General features: G+C 72.6%; 14 protein-coding genes and 1 pseudogene. 13 read left to right on the forward strand and 2 right to left on the reverse strand.

All coding sequences use genetic code 11. From position 1 onward, the window contains the following. Positions 1 to 112: 112 nt before the first annotated feature. The 7 genes and pseudogenes from cydD to bfr all read left to right on the forward strand — a co-directional run bounded on the left by cydD (position 113) and on the right by bfr (position 6969). Positions 113 to 1795 (forward strand): thiol reductant ABC exporter subunit CydD, encoded by a 1683-nt coding sequence (gene cydD, locus ACE7GA_RS19505; protein WP_376090263.1) that lies wholly within the window; start codon positions 113 to 115, stop codon positions 1793 to 1795. 21 nt (positions 1796 to 1816) lie between these two features. Next, positions 1817 to 3544 (forward strand): thiol reductant ABC exporter subunit CydC, encoded by a 1728-nt coding sequence (cydC, locus tag ACE7GA_RS19510; RefSeq protein ID WP_376090266.1) that lies wholly within the window; start codon positions 1817 to 1819, stop codon positions 3542 to 3544. Between the two features lie 291 nt (positions 3545 to 3835). Next, on the forward strand, positions 3836 to 4216 hold the full coding sequence (locus ACE7GA_RS19515) for an OmpA family protein (RefSeq protein ID WP_376090269.1): 381 nt from the start codon (positions 3836 to 3838) through the stop codon (positions 4214 to 4216). Between the two features lie 151 nt (positions 4217 to 4367). After that, positions 4368 to 5780, forward strand: a pseudogene (locus ACE7GA_RS19520) (RecQ family ATP-dependent DNA helicase); the annotation flags it as partial. A 50-nt stretch (positions 5781 to 5830) separates the two neighbouring features. Beyond that, positions 5831 to 6145: an HRDC domain-containing protein gene (locus tag ACE7GA_RS19525; protein ID WP_376100381.1), complete on the forward strand. Its 315-nt coding sequence runs from the start codon at positions 5831 to 5833 to the stop codon at positions 6143 to 6145. A gap of 113 nt (positions 6146 to 6258) precedes the next feature. Continuing rightward, positions 6259 to 6417: a bacterioferritin-associated ferredoxin gene (locus ACE7GA_RS19530; RefSeq protein ID WP_376090272.1), complete on the forward strand. Its 159-nt coding sequence runs from the start codon at positions 6259 to 6261 to the stop codon at positions 6415 to 6417. Between the two features lie 63 nt (positions 6418 to 6480). After that, positions 6481 to 6969 carry a bacterioferritin gene (gene bfr, locus ACE7GA_RS19535; protein ID WP_376090275.1) on the forward strand — a complete coding sequence of 163 codons (489 nt, stop codon included), beginning with the start codon at positions 6481 to 6483 and terminating at the stop codon, positions 6967 to 6969. Positions 6970 to 7546: 577 nt separating this feature from the next. On the opposite strand, the gene ACE7GA_RS19540 is transcribed toward bfr, so the two are convergent. Then, positions 7547 to 8101 carry a tetratricopeptide repeat protein gene (locus ACE7GA_RS19540; protein WP_376090278.1) on the reverse strand — a complete coding sequence of 185 codons (555 nt, stop codon included), beginning with the start codon at positions 8099 to 8101 and terminating at the stop codon, positions 7547 to 7549. 394 nt (positions 8102 to 8495) lie between these two features. On the opposite strand from ACE7GA_RS19540, the gene ACE7GA_RS19545 reads away from it, so the two are divergent. Next, entirely contained in the window at positions 8496 to 9407 is a 912-nt protein-coding gene (locus ACE7GA_RS19545; protein WP_376090281.1) for an SDR family NAD(P)-dependent oxidoreductase, read from the forward strand. On the opposite strand, the gene ACE7GA_RS19550 is transcribed toward ACE7GA_RS19545, so the two are convergent. Further along, a complete protein-coding gene (locus tag ACE7GA_RS19550) occupies positions 9399 to 10154 on the reverse strand; it encodes an alpha/beta hydrolase (protein WP_376100384.1) in 756 nt (251 codons plus the stop codon). The genes ACE7GA_RS19545 and ACE7GA_RS19550 overlap by 9 nt on opposite strands. An 89-nt stretch (positions 10155 to 10243) precedes the next feature. Here ACE7GA_RS19550 and ACE7GA_RS19555 point away from each other — a divergent pair, with 89 nt between their 5' ends. From ACE7GA_RS19555 to ACE7GA_RS19575, 5 genes are all read left to right on the forward strand, one after another. Beyond that, positions 10244 to 11572 carry an ABC transporter substrate-binding protein gene (locus ACE7GA_RS19555; protein WP_376090284.1) on the forward strand — a complete coding sequence of 443 codons (1329 nt, stop codon included), beginning with the start codon at positions 10244 to 10246 and terminating at the stop codon, positions 11570 to 11572. A gap of 89 nt (positions 11573 to 11661) precedes the next feature. Continuing rightward, positions 11662 to 12492 carry a carbohydrate ABC transporter permease gene (locus ACE7GA_RS19560; RefSeq protein ID WP_376090287.1) on the forward strand — a complete coding sequence of 277 codons (831 nt, stop codon included), beginning with the start codon at positions 11662 to 11664 and terminating at the stop codon, positions 12490 to 12492. Next, positions 12489 to 13337, forward strand: coding sequence for a carbohydrate ABC transporter permease (locus ACE7GA_RS19565; protein WP_376090290.1), 849 nt, complete (start codon positions 12489 to 12491; stop codon positions 13335 to 13337). The genes ACE7GA_RS19560 and ACE7GA_RS19565 overlap by 4 nt, the downstream gene beginning before the upstream one ends. Before the next feature lie 28 nt (positions 13338 to 13365). Continuing rightward, a complete protein-coding gene (locus ACE7GA_RS19570; RefSeq protein ID WP_376090293.1) occupies positions 13366 to 13941 on the forward strand; it encodes a 2-oxoglutarate and iron-dependent oxygenase domain-containing protein in 576 nt (191 codons plus the stop codon). Then, positions 13925 to 14314 carry a 2OG-Fe(II) oxygenase family protein gene (locus tag ACE7GA_RS19575; RefSeq protein WP_376090296.1) on the forward strand — a complete coding sequence of 130 codons (390 nt, stop codon included), beginning with the start codon at positions 13925 to 13927 and terminating at the stop codon, positions 14312 to 14314. The genes ACE7GA_RS19570 and ACE7GA_RS19575 overlap by 17 nt, the downstream gene beginning before the upstream one ends. The last annotated feature ends 5 nt before the right edge of the window (positions 14315 to 14319 follow it).

Genomic DNA, 14319 nt, shown 5'->3' on the forward strand with positions numbered 1-14319 from the left:
GCGCCAGGGGGTGAACGCGGCATCGATCCGGCGGATCGCGGACCCGCAAAACGGTCCCACATCCTGCCGTCAGGTTCCCACCCCACCCCACCCGGTCTAACGTGCCGATCAGATGTCACGCCTCCGAGGCCAAGCCGGCCGCCACGACCCGGCCCGACTCCTCCTCGCCGCCGCGGCGAAGGAGGGCCGATCTTCACTCCTCCGCCCTGTCCTGCTCGGCCTGGGCGTCACGGCCTGCGGCATCGGCGGCGCGTTCCTCGTCGCCCGCCTGCTCGCGGCGCTGCTGGGCTTCGGCACCGCCGGCTGGCCCGAACTGATCGGCGCCGCCGTCCTGGCCGTTCTCGGCGCCGCCTTGGCCGTCGCCGCCGAATCCGTCTCCGCCCGTGCCGGTGAGGCCGCCCGCGCCGGCCTCCGCGCCCGCCTCGCCGCCCGCCTCCTGCGCGAAACTCCCGGCACCCGCCCGGCAGGCGAGGGAACCTCCCTCCTCGTGGACAGGGTCGAGGCCCTGGACGGATATTTCGCCCGCTGGATCCCCGCCGCGACCCTCGCCATCGCCTCCCCGGCCCTTGTCGCCCTGGCCGCGGCCGTCGCGGACCCGGTCTCCGGCGCCATCCTGGCCGCCGGCGGCCTCCTCGTCCCCGTCGCCATGGCCGTCTCCGGCATCGGTGCCGCCATCGCCTCGCGCCGCCAGTTCGACGCGCTGGAGCGCCTGTCCGGGCGCTTCCTCGACCGCATGCGCGGCCTGCCCACCCTCGTCCTGTTCCGCCGGCAGGACGCGGAGGCCGACGCCCTCGGCACCGCCGCCGCCGAACTGCGGCGCCGCACGATGCGCGTCCTCCGCATCGCCTTCCTCTCCTCTGGGCTCATGGAACTGATCGCCGCGGCGATCCTCGGCTGCCTCGCCTGGCGCCACGGCAACCTCGTGACCGGCGGCCACCCCGATCCGGTGGCCGCCCTCTTCTGCCTCCTCCTCGTGCCCGCCTTCTTCGCCCCGCTCCGTGCCTTCTCCGCGACCTATCACGAGGGCCTCTCCGCGCGCGGCGCCGCCGCCGCCCTCGCCCCTGTCCTGAACGCCCCCGCCCTGACCGGCCTGCGCCTCGAAGAGGTCCCGCCCGCCGTCACGCTCACCGTGGACCGCCTGTCCTGGCGCCCCGACCCCGCCCGCCCCTTCGCCCTGAACGACATCTCCTTCCGCGTCCTGCCGAGCGAGGTCCTGGTCCTCTCCGGACCCTCCGGCAGCGGCAAGTCGTCCGTCCTGCGCCTGCTGATGGGCTTCGCCCGCCCGGATTCGGGCCGGATCGCCCTCAACGGCCGCGACGCCCTCGCCCTTGCGCCGGAGGAACTCCGCCGCCTCGTCTCCTACCTGCCGCAGCGCCCTGCCATCCTCCGCGCGACGCTGCGCGAGAACATCCTCCTTGGCCGCCCCGACGCGGACGAGGCCGCGCTCCTCCAGGCCATCCGCACCGCACGCGTCGCAGATTTCCTCGATGACCTTCCCCACGGCCTCGACACGATGCTGGGGGAGGGGGGCATCGGCCTCTCCGGCGGCCAGCGCCTCCGTGTCGCCCTCGCCCGCGCCGTCCTCCGCGACGCGCCGCTCGTCCTCCTCGACGAGCCCACCGCCTACCTCGACCCTGCGTCGGAATCCGCCGTCCTCGACGGCCTCCGCGCCAGCCTCGTCGGCCGCACGGCCGTCATCGCCAGCCATTCCCCCGCGCTCCGCGCCCGCTTCCCCAAGGTGCTGGAACTCGATGCCGGCATTCCCGTCGCGCCGCGCCGCGCCGCCCTGACCTGACCTGACCTGATCGCACCACCGATGAGCGCGACTGCCCAAGACACCGCCCCGACGCCCCGGACCACGAGTGCGACCACGCATGCGACCACGGGCGAGACTGGCCCGGCGCGTGACCTCCTCCGCGTCCTCGGTCTCTGGCGCAACCGCACCGGCCTCCTGGTCGCCGGCGCCGTCGTCGCCTGCATCTCCGCCCTCGCCGGCATCGCGCTCCTGACCTTCGCCGGCGACGGCGTCGCGAGCGGCCTCGCGACGGGGACGGTCGTCGCGGCCTCCGCCTCCCTCATCCTCCTCCGCCCCCTGATCTTCCTCCGCCCGTTTCTGCGCTGGGCCGACCGCATGGTTGCCCATGACGCGACCTTCCGGGCGCTGGCCGACACGCGCGTGTGGTTCTTCCGGCGCCTCGCCGCCCGCCTGCCCACCGGCCCGGGGATGCGCAGCGGCGACCTCCTGGGACGCCTCGTCTCCGACGTCGAGGCGCTCGACGGCCTTTATCTCCGCGCGCTCGTGCCGCTCGCCGCGGCGGCCGTCGTCGTCCTCGCCATCGCCGTCATCCTCGGCGCCATGTCGCTGACCCTCGCCGCCCTCGTCGCGATCCCGCTCGCCGCCGCACTCCTCCTCCCCATCCTCGTCGCCCCGGCCGCCGCCCGCGCCGCCGCGGCAACCGCCGAGGCCACCGGCACCCTCCGCGCCGAGGCCGCCCAGCCCCTGATGGCCCTGGAAGACATCGCCGCCGCCAACGCCGAACCCCGCGCCATCGCCGCCATCGCCACCGCCGCCGGGCGCATGGACGCTGCGCGGCGCCGTCTCGTCCGCGCCGGCGCCCTCGGCTCGGCGGCCGGCACCATCCTGACCCAGGCCGCCCTCCTGGCCGCCCTCGCCTGGGGAGTCGCCTCCGGCTCCGCCGCCGTGGCCGGCACCGTCATCGCCCTCTTCCTCGTCACCGCGGCGGCCGAGACCGTCGGCCTTCTCCCCCGCGCCGGTTCCTCCCTCGCGCTGGCCGCCGCCGGCGCCCGCCGCCTCTTCGAGGCCTCCGACCGCATCCCGGCCGTCACGGACCCCGGGACCTCGGCCAGCCCGGCCGGCCACGCCATTGCCGTCCGCGACCTCTCCTTCCGCTGGTCCCCCGACCGGCCCCTCGTCTTCGACGGTCTGTCCTTCGACCTGCCGGAGGGCGCCCGCCTCGCCCTCCTCGGCCCCTCCGGCAGCGGCAAGTCCACCCTCGCCGCGCTCCTCCTCAAGCTCGCGGCCCCGGGGTCCGGCACGATCGCCCTCGGTGGCGCCGACTACGCCACCCTCACCGCCGAGACGGTTCGCGCCCGCATTGCGACGCTGACCCAGGACGCCACCCTCTTCGACGACACCGTCGCCGCGAACCTCCGCCTTGCCGCCCCCGACGCGCCCGACGCCGCGCTTTGGCACGCCCTCGAACGCGCCCACATTGCCGACCTGATCCGCTCCCTGCCCGACGGCCTCGCCACTCGCTGCGGCGAGGGTGGGGGCCGCTTCTCCGGCGGCCAGTCCCGCCGCATCGCGCTGGCCCGCGCGCTCCTATCCCCGGCCTCCGTCATCATCCTCGACGAACCCACCGCCGGCCTGGACGCGGACACGGAGCGCGACTTCCTCTCCACCCTTGACGACGCGCTCGGCGGCCGCAGCGCCATCCTCATCACTCACCGCCTCACTGGCGTGGAGCGCCCCACCCGCATCCTGCGCCTCGCCGGCGGCCGCGCGCTGCCCGCCGCGGCGTGACGCACCCGGCGGCCGGGCAGCGACCCGCCCGGCGCGCGACGCGGCGCACCCGCGCAACATCGAAGGACATCCGCGCCGCACCCGCAGCGCGCGTGACACTGCGGCGACAGCGCCGCGTCGTTCCGCCCGCGTCCCCAAGCGCCGCCCCTGGTGCCGCAGGGGGCCGCGTGCCACCTGCCGTCACCGTGTCTTTCCTGGAACTTGACCGAATCAGCGCGGTCGCCGCATCCCTCCCGCGCGATCCCCGCGCGCCGAACCCGGCGCACGCCCGTAGCGCGACCGGAGTCCTCGATGCGCCGCACCGTCCTCGCCGTCCTGGCGACCCTTCCCCTCCTGGCCGCCTGCGCGACGGAGCCTCCGCAGCCGCTGCGCGTGGTCTTCTTCACCGAGGACAGCGCCCTGATCAGCCCCACGGCCCAGCAGACGGTGAACGATGCCGCCGCGGCCGCCCGATCCTCGAGCGCGCGGGTCACGGTGCGCGGCTTCGCCGGCCCGGCCGGCGGCCAGGCCTTCAACCGCGCCCTGTCCGAAGCCCGCGCCCAGGTGGTCCGGGATGGCCTGGTCTCCGCCGGCGTCCCGGCGCAGAACATCATCGTCCAGCCCCGCGGCCCAGTGCCCTTCGAGGCCGTGCCGACCGAATCCCGCCGCGTCGAGATCGCGATCGGCAACTGACTCCACCGACCATCCGCGCGCGGTCGCGCCTGATGCGCCGCGCGCCGTGGTGCGACGCGGGGAGCGCGCGATGAGCACGCTCCTCGCCGAGGACCACCTCGATCCCGGGACGGTGCTGCACGACGTCTTCGGCTTCACTGCCTTCCGCGGCATGCAGGAGGAGGTGGTGGCGCACGTCACCGCCGGTGGCTCGGGCCTCGTCCTGATGCCGACCGGCGGCGGCAAGTCGCTCTGCTACCAGGTCCCCGCGCTCTGCCGCCCCGGCCTCGGCGTCGTCGTGTCGCCCCTCATCGCGCTGATGGAGGACCAGGTCGCCGCTCTACGGCAGCAGGGCGTCGCGGCCGCGGCCCTGCACTCCGGCCTGGACGAGGAGGAACGCTCGAAGGTCACCCGCGACCTCGCGAATGGCCGCCTGAAGCTCCTCTACGTTTCCCCCGAGCGCCTGGCGCTCGAAGGCACCGCCGAACGCCTCGCGCGCAGCGACATCGCCCTGTTCGCCGTGGACGAGGCGCATTGCATCTCCGCCTGGGGCCACGCCTTCCGCCCGGAATACCGCCTGCTCACGATGCTCGCGGAACGCTTCCCGACGGTCCCCCGCGTCGCCCTCACGGCGACGGCGGACGAACGGACCGTCCACGACATCCGCGAACGCCTGTCGCTGCTGGACACGCCGGTATTCCGTGGCACCTTCGACCGCCCGAACATCCGCATCGGCGTCGCGCCGCGCGACGACGCCGCGGGCCAGCTCCGCGCCTTCATGGACGACGCCTCCGACGGCCGCGGTGCCGGCATCATCTACTGCCCGTCCCGCGCGGAGACGGAACGCACCGCGACCCGCCTGAAGAAGGAAGGCTGGGACGCGCTGCACTATCACGCCGGCATGGACAGCGATTCACGCCGCGCCGCCGAGCGACGCTTCGCCTCTGGCGACCCCGTCGTCATGGCCGCGACCATCGCCTTCGGGATGGGCATCGACCGCCCCGATGTGCGCTGGGTCGCCCACCTCGCGCTGCCCGGCGGCCCCGAGGCCTGGTACCAGGAGATCGGCCGCGCCGGACGTGACGGCCAGCCCGCCCGCGCGCTCCTCCTCTACGGCGCCGAGGACATCGCGATGGCGCGCAAGCGCATCGAGGAAGGCGGCGCGCCGGACACGCAGAAGCGCCTGGACCACGAACGCCTCGACCGCCTGGTCGCCATCGTCGAGTCCGCGACCTGCCGCCGCCGTCTCCTCCTCCGCTGCTTCGGCGACGAGGCCCCCGAACGCTGCGGCAACTGCGACGCCTGCCTTGATCCCCCGCGGCTGGTGGATGGCACCGAGGCCGCGCGCAAGCTCCTCTCCGCCGTGCACAAGACGGGCAACCGCTTCGGCCTGCGCCACGTCGTGGACGTCCTGCGCGGCGAGGATACGCCGAAGGTGACCCAGTTCGGCCATGACCGCCTCTCGGTCTTCGGCATCGGCCGCGACGTCGCGGAAGCGGCCTGGCGCGGCATCGCCCGCCACCTCCTCGCCCGCGGCGCGCTGGAGATGGGCGGCGAGACCAACCTGCCGATCTATCGCGTCGCCGAAGCCGCCCGCCCGATCCTGCGCGGCACGGAGACGGTGATGCTCCGCGAATCCGCCCTTCGCGACGCCACGCCGGCGCGCCGCCCCAAGCCGCCGCGGGCGAGGGGAGGGGCCCCCGCCTTCGCCGAACCCCGCTCCGCCCCCCGGACAACGGCGTCTTCGAATCGCTCCGCGCCTGGCGCAAGGACGAGGCGACGCGCCAATCCGTCCCGGCCTACGTCATCTTCCCCGACCGCACCCTCGCCGAGATCGCGCTGGCCAAGCCGCGCACCATCGACGAACTCGCGGCCATCCACGGCGTCGGCGCGTCGAAGCTGGACCGCTACGGCCTGGACGTCCTGCGGGTCGTGAGGGAGGCGGCGTAGGACCGCGATTTCGGCGCAGAGATCGGGAGACCGGGCCCGGGCCCCACCGACCGGTTCCCTGGCCCGCCTAGAAGTTGCGAATGCCTTGCAAAGCCATTCGCAATTGCAACGGCTTGACCGACACCCAGATCAAGGCCGCCATCGCCGCCGGCGCCGACCGCGTGCACGACGTCTATGCGGGATGCGGCTGCCAGGCGCAGTGCGGCGGCTGCACCGCACATGTGCTCGACACCCTCCGCCCGGCGCCGGGCGCCCCGGTCGCGGGCGACTGACCCGGCCGCTTTGCGAACGCGCCATCGCCGGGCAACCCTGCCGCAAACACGAGAGCCCCGCGCATGCCCGGCGACCCGAAGGTCATCGAACATCGCAACACGCAGCTCACGAACGAGCTCACCGCGATCAACCAGTACTTCCCGCACGCGCGCCTTCTGCGCCACTGGGGCGTCACCCGCCTCGGCAAGCAGGAATACGAGGAGTCGATCGAGGAGATGAAGCACGCGGACGACCTGATCAACCGCATCCTCTTCCTCGACGGCCTACCCAATGTGCAGCGCCTGACTCCCATCCTCATCGGCCAGTCCGTCCTGGAAGTCCTCCAGTGCGACGAGAAGCTGGAGATCAAGGCCATCGCCGATCTGAAGGAGGGCATCGCCCGCTGCGAATCCGTGCGCGACTACGTCTCCCGCGACCTTCTGCTGAACATCCTGCGGGACGAGGAACACCACCACGACTACCTCCACGCCCAGTCCACGCTCATCGAGAAGATTGGGATCGAGCGCTACGCCCTCCTCAACTCGGACCCTGCGACCGACCAGGGCCACTGACGCCGGGGGGTCACCTCTGCTTCGATGCGCGGTCTCCCGCCCCTTCGCGTCCCAACCGCAGGGGCGGGGGCTGCCGTCGCCGGCGTCGCATTCGACGCGGGACTGGCCCTACCGCATTGCGGTCCGTGATGCGGCGGTTGGTGACGCCGCCGCCCTACGCGCTTTACCGGGCCCGGCCGCGACCCCTTCCGGCGTGCTAACCAGCGGGCGCCTCACCCTTCGTGCGGCGCCCTCCGACCGGATCGCTCGTCGCGGACGGCAGGGACATCCTTTCGACCGCGTCCGGTTCGCGTGCGTGGCGGCGATGCCGCACGCCGACCGGATGTGCGTCGGACACGACCGGGATGACCCGCGCCAGTCGCCCGTTCGCGTGCTCGACGAACCCGTCCGATCCAGCCCTGCAGCTCAGCCGCGGCCAGACCCATCCAGACGGTGCGCGTCACCTCGCCGCCGGGCCCGACGGATCGCCGCCGTCCCGGCGCTTCCCCGGTCGGTCACCGCTGTCGCGCGTCCGCCCAACCGCGTGGAAGAACGGCGCCGTCGCACCTGACGATCGGAGGACCAGCCCCGGAGATGTTCAGCGGCGGGAGGGTCCAGCCTCGTTCAGCGCGAGGTTCTGCTGCGCCAGGTCGGCCGCGGCACTGTCCGGGGAGTTGGCGATGACGCTCTCCCAATCCGCTCGGGCACCCGCCGAGTCGCCCTGCAACTGCCGCAGGATCCCCCGTTCCAGCAGCGCTTCCGGGCTCGCGGGGTCCAGTGCGAGGGCGCGTTCGATGTCGCGCAGGGCTTCCTGCGGCCGGTCGAGGCGGCGCAGGGCGGCGGCGCGGTAAATCCAGGGCTCGACCCGTTGCGGGTCCAGGCTGCTGGCGCGGTCGGCGTCGGCGAAGGCGTCGCGCAGGCGGCCCATCGCGGCAGCGGCGATGGCACGATCAATCAGCAGGTCGACGTCCTCCGGCGTCAGCGCGAGCGCCATCGTGATCGCCCCGAAGGCCCGCGTCGGCTGGCCCGCCACCATCCAGGCCTGCCCCGCCTGGCCCAGCACGGCCGCACGCGCCGCCGTACCGGCGCCGGTCGAGGCGGCCAGCGCCTCCAGCCGCGGGGCCGCGCGCTCCGGCTCCCCCAGCGCGAGCACGGCGAGGGCTGAGCAGTGGCGCGCCCCGTCGCCACCGCCGGCAGCCGCCCAGGCTTCTGCGTAGGCATAGGCGCCCTGGGCGTCGTCGCGCAGCTTCGCCAGGCATTCCTCATACTCCGGCGAATCCGCGACGCGCGGAGGCTCCGGCGGCAGGGGCAGGGCCTCCTCCGTCGCCTCTGGCGGCGGGGCGGGGGCGCCTGGGGCATCCAGAACCAGGCGCCGCCGGCCGCGGCCGCCAGCAGCGCGGCGGCGAAGGCGCCGAGCAGGGCGGGACGGTGGTTGCGGCGCATCCCCGCAACCATACCGCCGAACGGCCCGGTGCCGAAGTGTCCTGCGCTGTGCCGCCAGTGTGACGCCCCTGTTCGGCCGTGCGCCGACGGGGCATGGGGGAAGGATGGACCGCGATCTCCTCGTCCTCGGGCTGGGCTATGCCGGCGAAGCCATCGCGCGGGAGGCCGCGTCGCGTGGCTGGCGCGTGGCGGGGACGCGGCGCGACCCGGCCGCCTCGGCGCCGCCCCCCGGCGTGGCCGTGCTGCCCTTCGACCGCGCCGGGGAGGGCATCGCCACCGCGACCCACGTGGTCGTCACGGCTGCGCCCGGTGAGGCGGGGGACCCGGTGCTCGCGGCCCATTGCGCTGCGCTGCGCGATGGGCGGGCGCGGTGGATCGGCTACCTCTCCACCACCGCCGTCTACGGCGACCGCGACGGCGGCTGGGTGGACGAGACCACCGAAGCAGCGCCGACCCTCGCCCGCGCCCGGCGGCGGCGGGATGCGGAGCGGGCTTGGGAGGCCTTCTCGCCGCCCTGCGCGGTGGACCTGTTCCGCGTCGGCGGGATCTACGGGCCGGGCCGCAGCCCCTTCGACGACCTCCGGGACGGCACGGCGCGGCGGACGATCAAGCCGGGTCATGCCTTCTCGCGGATCCACCGCGACGACATCGCGCTCGCGGTCCTCGCGGCGGCGGAGCAGTCGGGACCGCCTGCGATCCGCGTCCTCCATCTGGTGGACGACGAACCGGCGGAGAGCGCGGCCGTCGTCGAGGAGGCCGCGCGGCTGTTGGACGTGGCGCCGCCGGCGCCCGTACCCTTCGACGTCGCGCGGGAGACGATGTCGCCGATGGCGCTGTCCTTCTGGGCGGAGAGCCGCCGCGTGGCGAATGACCGGACGAAGGCGGCGCTGGGGATCGCCTGGCGCTACCCGACCTACCGGGAGGGGCTTCGCGGTATCCTGACGGAAGAGGCGGACGGCAGGCGGGCTGGTGCTGCCTCCCCCGGAACTCCACGCGCGATCCCCGGATCAGGCTGACGCCGGGAGGTCGTCGAGAGTCCAGGTCAGCAGCGCGAGGTCCTGCGGGCGCGACAGCCGGTGGTCGCCGCCCTTCACGAGGGTCAGCCGGACGTCCGGGCCGGGCAAGGCCTCCATGATCCGGAGCGCATGACGCCAGGGGACGTCGGGGTCCGCCATGCCCTGCAGCAGCCGGACCGGGCCGGCATAGGGAATCGGGCCGGGGAGCATGAGGTGCTGTCGGCCTTCCTCCAGCAGCCTCGCGGTAAGGGGGATGGGGTCGCCATAGGCGGAGGGGCGGCGCAGGACGCCGTCCCGCATGAGGGTCACGCGGTCTTCGTCGGTGAGTTCGCCGGGGATCAGGGCCTCGGTGAAGTCGGGCGCGGCGGCGATGCCGATGACGGCGCCGACCCGCTGCTCCCCCCAGCGCCGGGCCAGCAGCAGGGCGATCCAGCCGCCCATGGAGGAGCCGACAAGGATCAGGGGGCCGGGGGCGCGCGCCTGGATGACCTGCGCGGCGTCGTCGGTCCAGGTTCCGATCGTGCCGTCCTCGAAGGCGCCGCCGCTCATGCCGTGTCCCGAGTAGTCCATGCGGAGGAAGGCCCGGCCGGCGGCAGCGCAGTGGTCGCGGAGGTGGAGGGCCTTCGAGCCCTCCATGTCCGAATGGTAGCCGCCGAGGAAGACGACCGTCGGCCCGGCGCCCCGGACCTGCGCCCAGGCCAGGGCCACCCCGTCGGATCGTGGGACGGTGCCGCGCTGCTCTTCCATGGCGGGGCGCGTATCGGGCTTGCCTTGGCCGGGCAAGCGGCGCGACCCTCCCGGCCCAAGGGCGAGCCCAAGCCCGCCGGAGGAATGTCATGACCGAGATCACCCGCCGCTTCGCCCTGATGGCCGGGGCCGGCCTTCTCGCCGCGCCGCCGATCGTGGAGCGCGCGAACGCGCAGTCGCAGTTCGACTGGCGGCGCTTCCGGGGCGAGCGGATCGAGGTCACGCTGACCCGCTCCCCGCGCTCCGATGTCATGGAGCGGTATCACCGCGAGTTCACGGAGCTGACGGGCATCCAGGTCGGTTCGGAGTCCATCCCGGAGCAGCAGCACCGGCAGAAGGTCGCGATCGAGTTCTCCTCGGGCCGCCCTTCCTTCGACGTGGTGACGATCGCGCTGCACGTGCAGAAGCGGCTGGCGGCGCGGGGTAACTGGCTGTCCGACCTGCGGCCGATGCTGGCGGACCCGAACCTGACGGCGCCGGACTACGATTGGAACGGGCTGAGCGAGGGCGGGCGACGCTACGTGACGCAGGCCGACGGGAAGATCGACAGCCTGCCGCTGAACATCGACTTCTGGATCATGTACTACAACCGCCGCCTGTTCCGGGAACGCGGGCTGCAGGACCCGCGGAACATGGACGAACTGGTCGGCCACGCGAAGGCGCTGACCAACGCGTCGCGGCAGCAGTTCGGCTTCGTGGGCCGCGGGCTGCGCAACGCCAATGTGCCGGTCTGGACGTCGTGGCTGCTGGGCCAGGACATGGAGACGATCGACCGCCAGGGCCGCCTGACGACGGATGGGCCGGAAGCCGTCTGGGCCGGCGAGATGTACAAGACCCTTCTGCGGGAGGCCGCGCCCCCGGGCGTCGTCGGCTTCAACTGGAACGAGTGCCAGACGTCGTTCATGCAGGGGCGCGTGGGCATGTGGCTGGACGGCGTGGGCTTCGCGATGCCGCTGCTGGACCGCCAGCGCAGCCGGGTGGTGGAGGATGTGGGCTTCGCCGTCGTGCCGCCCGGGCCGAAGGCGCACCATTCCGCGATCTTCGGCGACGGCATCGGCGTCAGCCGGACCAGCACGAAGCAGGGGCCGGCCTATCTCTACGCGCAGTTCATGACGGGGAAGGCGATGCTCGGCCGAATGCTGTCCGCCGGCGCCGGTACGCCGCCGCGCGACGCGCTGTACCAGGACGCGTCGATCATGCAGGGATCGCCCTTCGGGCGGGAGTGGTTCGAGACGGTGCTGAAGTCCCAGCAGATCGGACGGCCGGGGTTGCCGGAGATCGTGCCGGTGACCGAGTTCCGCGACACCATCGGCATCGGGCTAACGAACACGGTCGGCGGCGCGGACGTGGCGTCGGAACTGAAGAAGGCGACGGACGCGTTCCGGCCGGTGCTCGAGCAATCGGAGCGGGCCTCCTGAGCAGCACGGCCGCCCTTCCGGCGCGGGAGGCAGCGGCACGGGCTGCCCCACGCCGCCGCAACTACGCGCGGCGCTACGCCGGCTTCATCGTGCCGGCGGCGGTCGTGGTGGTCGGCGTGATCCTCTTCCCATGGGTATTCACGCTGTACATGTCCGTGCATGATTGGAAAATCGGAGGCGGGCACTCCTTCGTTGGCCTCGGCAACTACGCCCGGCTGTTCAGCGACGAACGCTTCCAGTGGGCCGTTCTTCGGACCCTCTACTTCACGGCGCTGGCGGTGGTGATCCCGATGCTGCTCGGGACGGCCGCGGCGCTGTGCTTCGCCCGGCAGTTCCCGCTGCGGGGCCTCGCGCGCACGATCTTCATCCTGCCGATGATGGCGACGCCGGTGGCGGTGGCACTGGTCTGGACGATGATGTTCCACCCGCAGCTCGGCGTGCTGAACTGGCTGCTGAGCACGGTCGGTATCCCGCCCTCCCTCTGGGTCTATGAGGCTTCCACCGTCATCCCGACCCTCGTCATGGTGGAGGTCTGGCACTGGACGCCCCTCGTGATGCTGATCGTCCTCGGTGGCATCGCGTCGCTGCCGACCGACCCCTACGAAGCCGCGAAGATCGACGGCGCGACGCCGTGGCAGGCCTTCCGGCACGTGACGCTGCCCTTGCTGATGCCCTTCATCGTCGTGGCCCTGATCATCCGTACGATCGACGCGCTGAAGGCCTTCGACACGATCTACGTCATCACCCAGGGCGGGCCTGGGACGGCATCGGAGACGATCAACATCTTCCTCTACCTGCAGGGCTTTGCGTATTACAACATGGGCTATGCGAGCGCGGTGGTCGTCGTGTTCTTCGCCATCATCGTGATGCTGGCGATGGTCCTGCTCTGGACCCGCGCGCGGGCGAAGGCGGCGCTTTGACGATCCGCTCGCCTGCGGCCTACTTCGTCCGGCGGTGGCTCGGGCGCATCGGCTTCGGCTTCTCCGTCCTGATGCTTATCTCCCCCGCGCTGTTCGTCTTCCTGTGGATGCTCTCGCTTTCCCTGAAGACGGAGCTGGACAACACGGACTACCCGCCGGTCTTCATCCCGAACCCGCCGATCCTCGACAACTTCGTCGCGGTGTTCGAGCGAAACGACTTCCTGCGCTACACCATCAACTCGGTCATCGTGTCCTTCGGGGCGACGGCGCTGGCGCTGCTGATCGGGGTGCCGGCGGGCTACGGCATCGCGAAGATGCGGGCGACCCGGGCGGCGGTGCTCATCCTCATCGCGCGGATCACGCCGGGACTGTCCTACCTCATCCCCCTCTTCCTGCTGTTCCAGTGGCTGGGGCTGACGGGGACTCTGACGCCGATCATCGTCACGCACCTCGTCATCACCGTCCCCATCGTAGTCTGGATCATGATCGGCTTCTTCGAGGGACTGCCGAACGAGCTTGAGGAGGCCGCGCTGGTGGATGGCGCGACGATCTGGCAGGCGTTCCGGCATGTGGCGTTGCCGCTGGCGAAGCCCGGCATGACCGTCGCGATGATCCTGTCCTTCATCTTCTCCTGGAACAACTTCATCTTCGCCGTGGTGCTGGCAGGGCGAGAGACGCGGACCTTGCCGGTGGCCGTCAACAACATGCTGACCTTCGAGCAACTGTCCTGGGGACCCCTGGCCGCGGCGGCCCTGCTGGTCACCCTGCCCGTGCTGCTGCTGACCCTCGTCGCGCAGAAGCAGATCGTGGAGGGGCTGACGGCCGGGGGCGTGAAGGGCGGGTGAGGGCACGATCCTTGCTCCACCGGCGGCCATGATTGATGCCATTCCCATCCTCGACGCCGCGGGCTTGGGCCAGGACGCCGCGGCGACCGCCCGCATGGCAGCCGCCCTCGGTGATGCCTGCCGGAACACCGGCTTCTTCCTCGTCGTCAATCACGGCATCGGCGCCGACGGTCGGGACGCCCTCTTCGCAGCGGCGCGATCCTTCTTCGCGTTGCCCTTCGCAACGAAGGATGCGGCCTCCATCCGCCGCTCCCCGCATAACCGGGGCTATGTCGGTCTCGCGGAAGAGCAGCTCGATCCGATGCGGCCCGCCGACAACAAGGAAGCCTTCAACATCGGGCTGGAACTGGCGCCGGATGACCCGGAGCTCGCGGCCGGGGTGCCCTTCCGGGGCCTGAACCTCTGGCCTGACCTGCCCGGCTTCCGCGACGCTCGCCTGGTTCGCTGCCTGCCACGATCTCAGCCTGCGCCTGCACAGGGGTTTCGCGCTCGACCTGGGCCAGCCCGAGGACTTCTTCGACGACAAGCTGGACCGTCCCATCGCGACGCTCCGGCTGCTTCGCTACCCGGCAGGCGGCGATCCCGCCGTGCTCGGTGCGGGTGAGCATACCGACTACGGCAACCTGACGATCCTCGCGACCGATGGCACGCCGGGGCTGGAGGTCCGCCGTCGCGACGGCCGCTGGCTCGACGTGCCCGACGTGCCTGGCGCCCTCGTCTGCAACATCGGCGACTGCCTCATGCGCTGGTCGAACGGGACCTACGCTTCCACGCCGCATCGGGTCCGCAACCCGGCGCGGGAGCGGTATTCCGCCGCCTTCTTCCTGGACCCGAACCCCGAGGCGCTGGTCGCGGCCCTGCCGGGCACGACGGGACCGTCCCGGCGCGCCAACTGGCCGCCAACGACCGGCGCGGCCTATCTCCGGGAACGGCTGGACGCCACCTACGGGCACCGCGCCGCGCCCAGCCCGGCGTGACGCGA

This window comes from Roseomonas sp. CCTCC AB2023176 (assembly GCF_042259275.1).
GTDB lineage: Bacteria > Pseudomonadota > Alphaproteobacteria > Acetobacterales > Acetobacteraceae > Roseomonas.

Coding starts and splice junctions, on each gene's coding strand:
- ACE7GA_RS19550 (WP_376100384.1), bottom strand. CDS start 10,154: ATGGAAGAGCAGCGCGGCACCGTCCCACGATCCGACGGGGTGGCCCTG.
- ACE7GA_RS19545 (WP_376090281.1), top strand. CDS start 8,496: ATGGACCGCGATCTCCTCGTCCTCGGGCTGGGCTATGCCGGCGAAGCC.
- cydD (WP_376090263.1), top strand. CDS start 113: ATGTCACGCCTCCGAGGCCAAGCCGGCCGCCACGACCCGGCCCGACTC.
- bfr (WP_376090275.1), top strand. CDS start 6,481: ATGCCCGGCGACCCGAAGGTCATCGAACATCGCAACACGCAGCTCACG.
- cydC (WP_376090266.1), top strand. CDS start 1,817: ATGAGCGCGACTGCCCAAGACACCGCCCCGACGCCCCGGACCACGAGT.
- ACE7GA_RS19570 (WP_376090293.1), top strand. CDS start 13,366: ATGATTGATGCCATTCCCATCCTCGACGCCGCGGGCTTGGGCCAGGAC.
- ACE7GA_RS19555 (WP_376090284.1), top strand. CDS start 10,244: ATGACCGAGATCACCCGCCGCTTCGCCCTGATGGCCGGGGCCGGCCTT.
- ACE7GA_RS19515 (WP_376090269.1), top strand. CDS start 3,836: ATGCGCCGCACCGTCCTCGCCGTCCTGGCGACCCTTCCCCTCCTGGCC.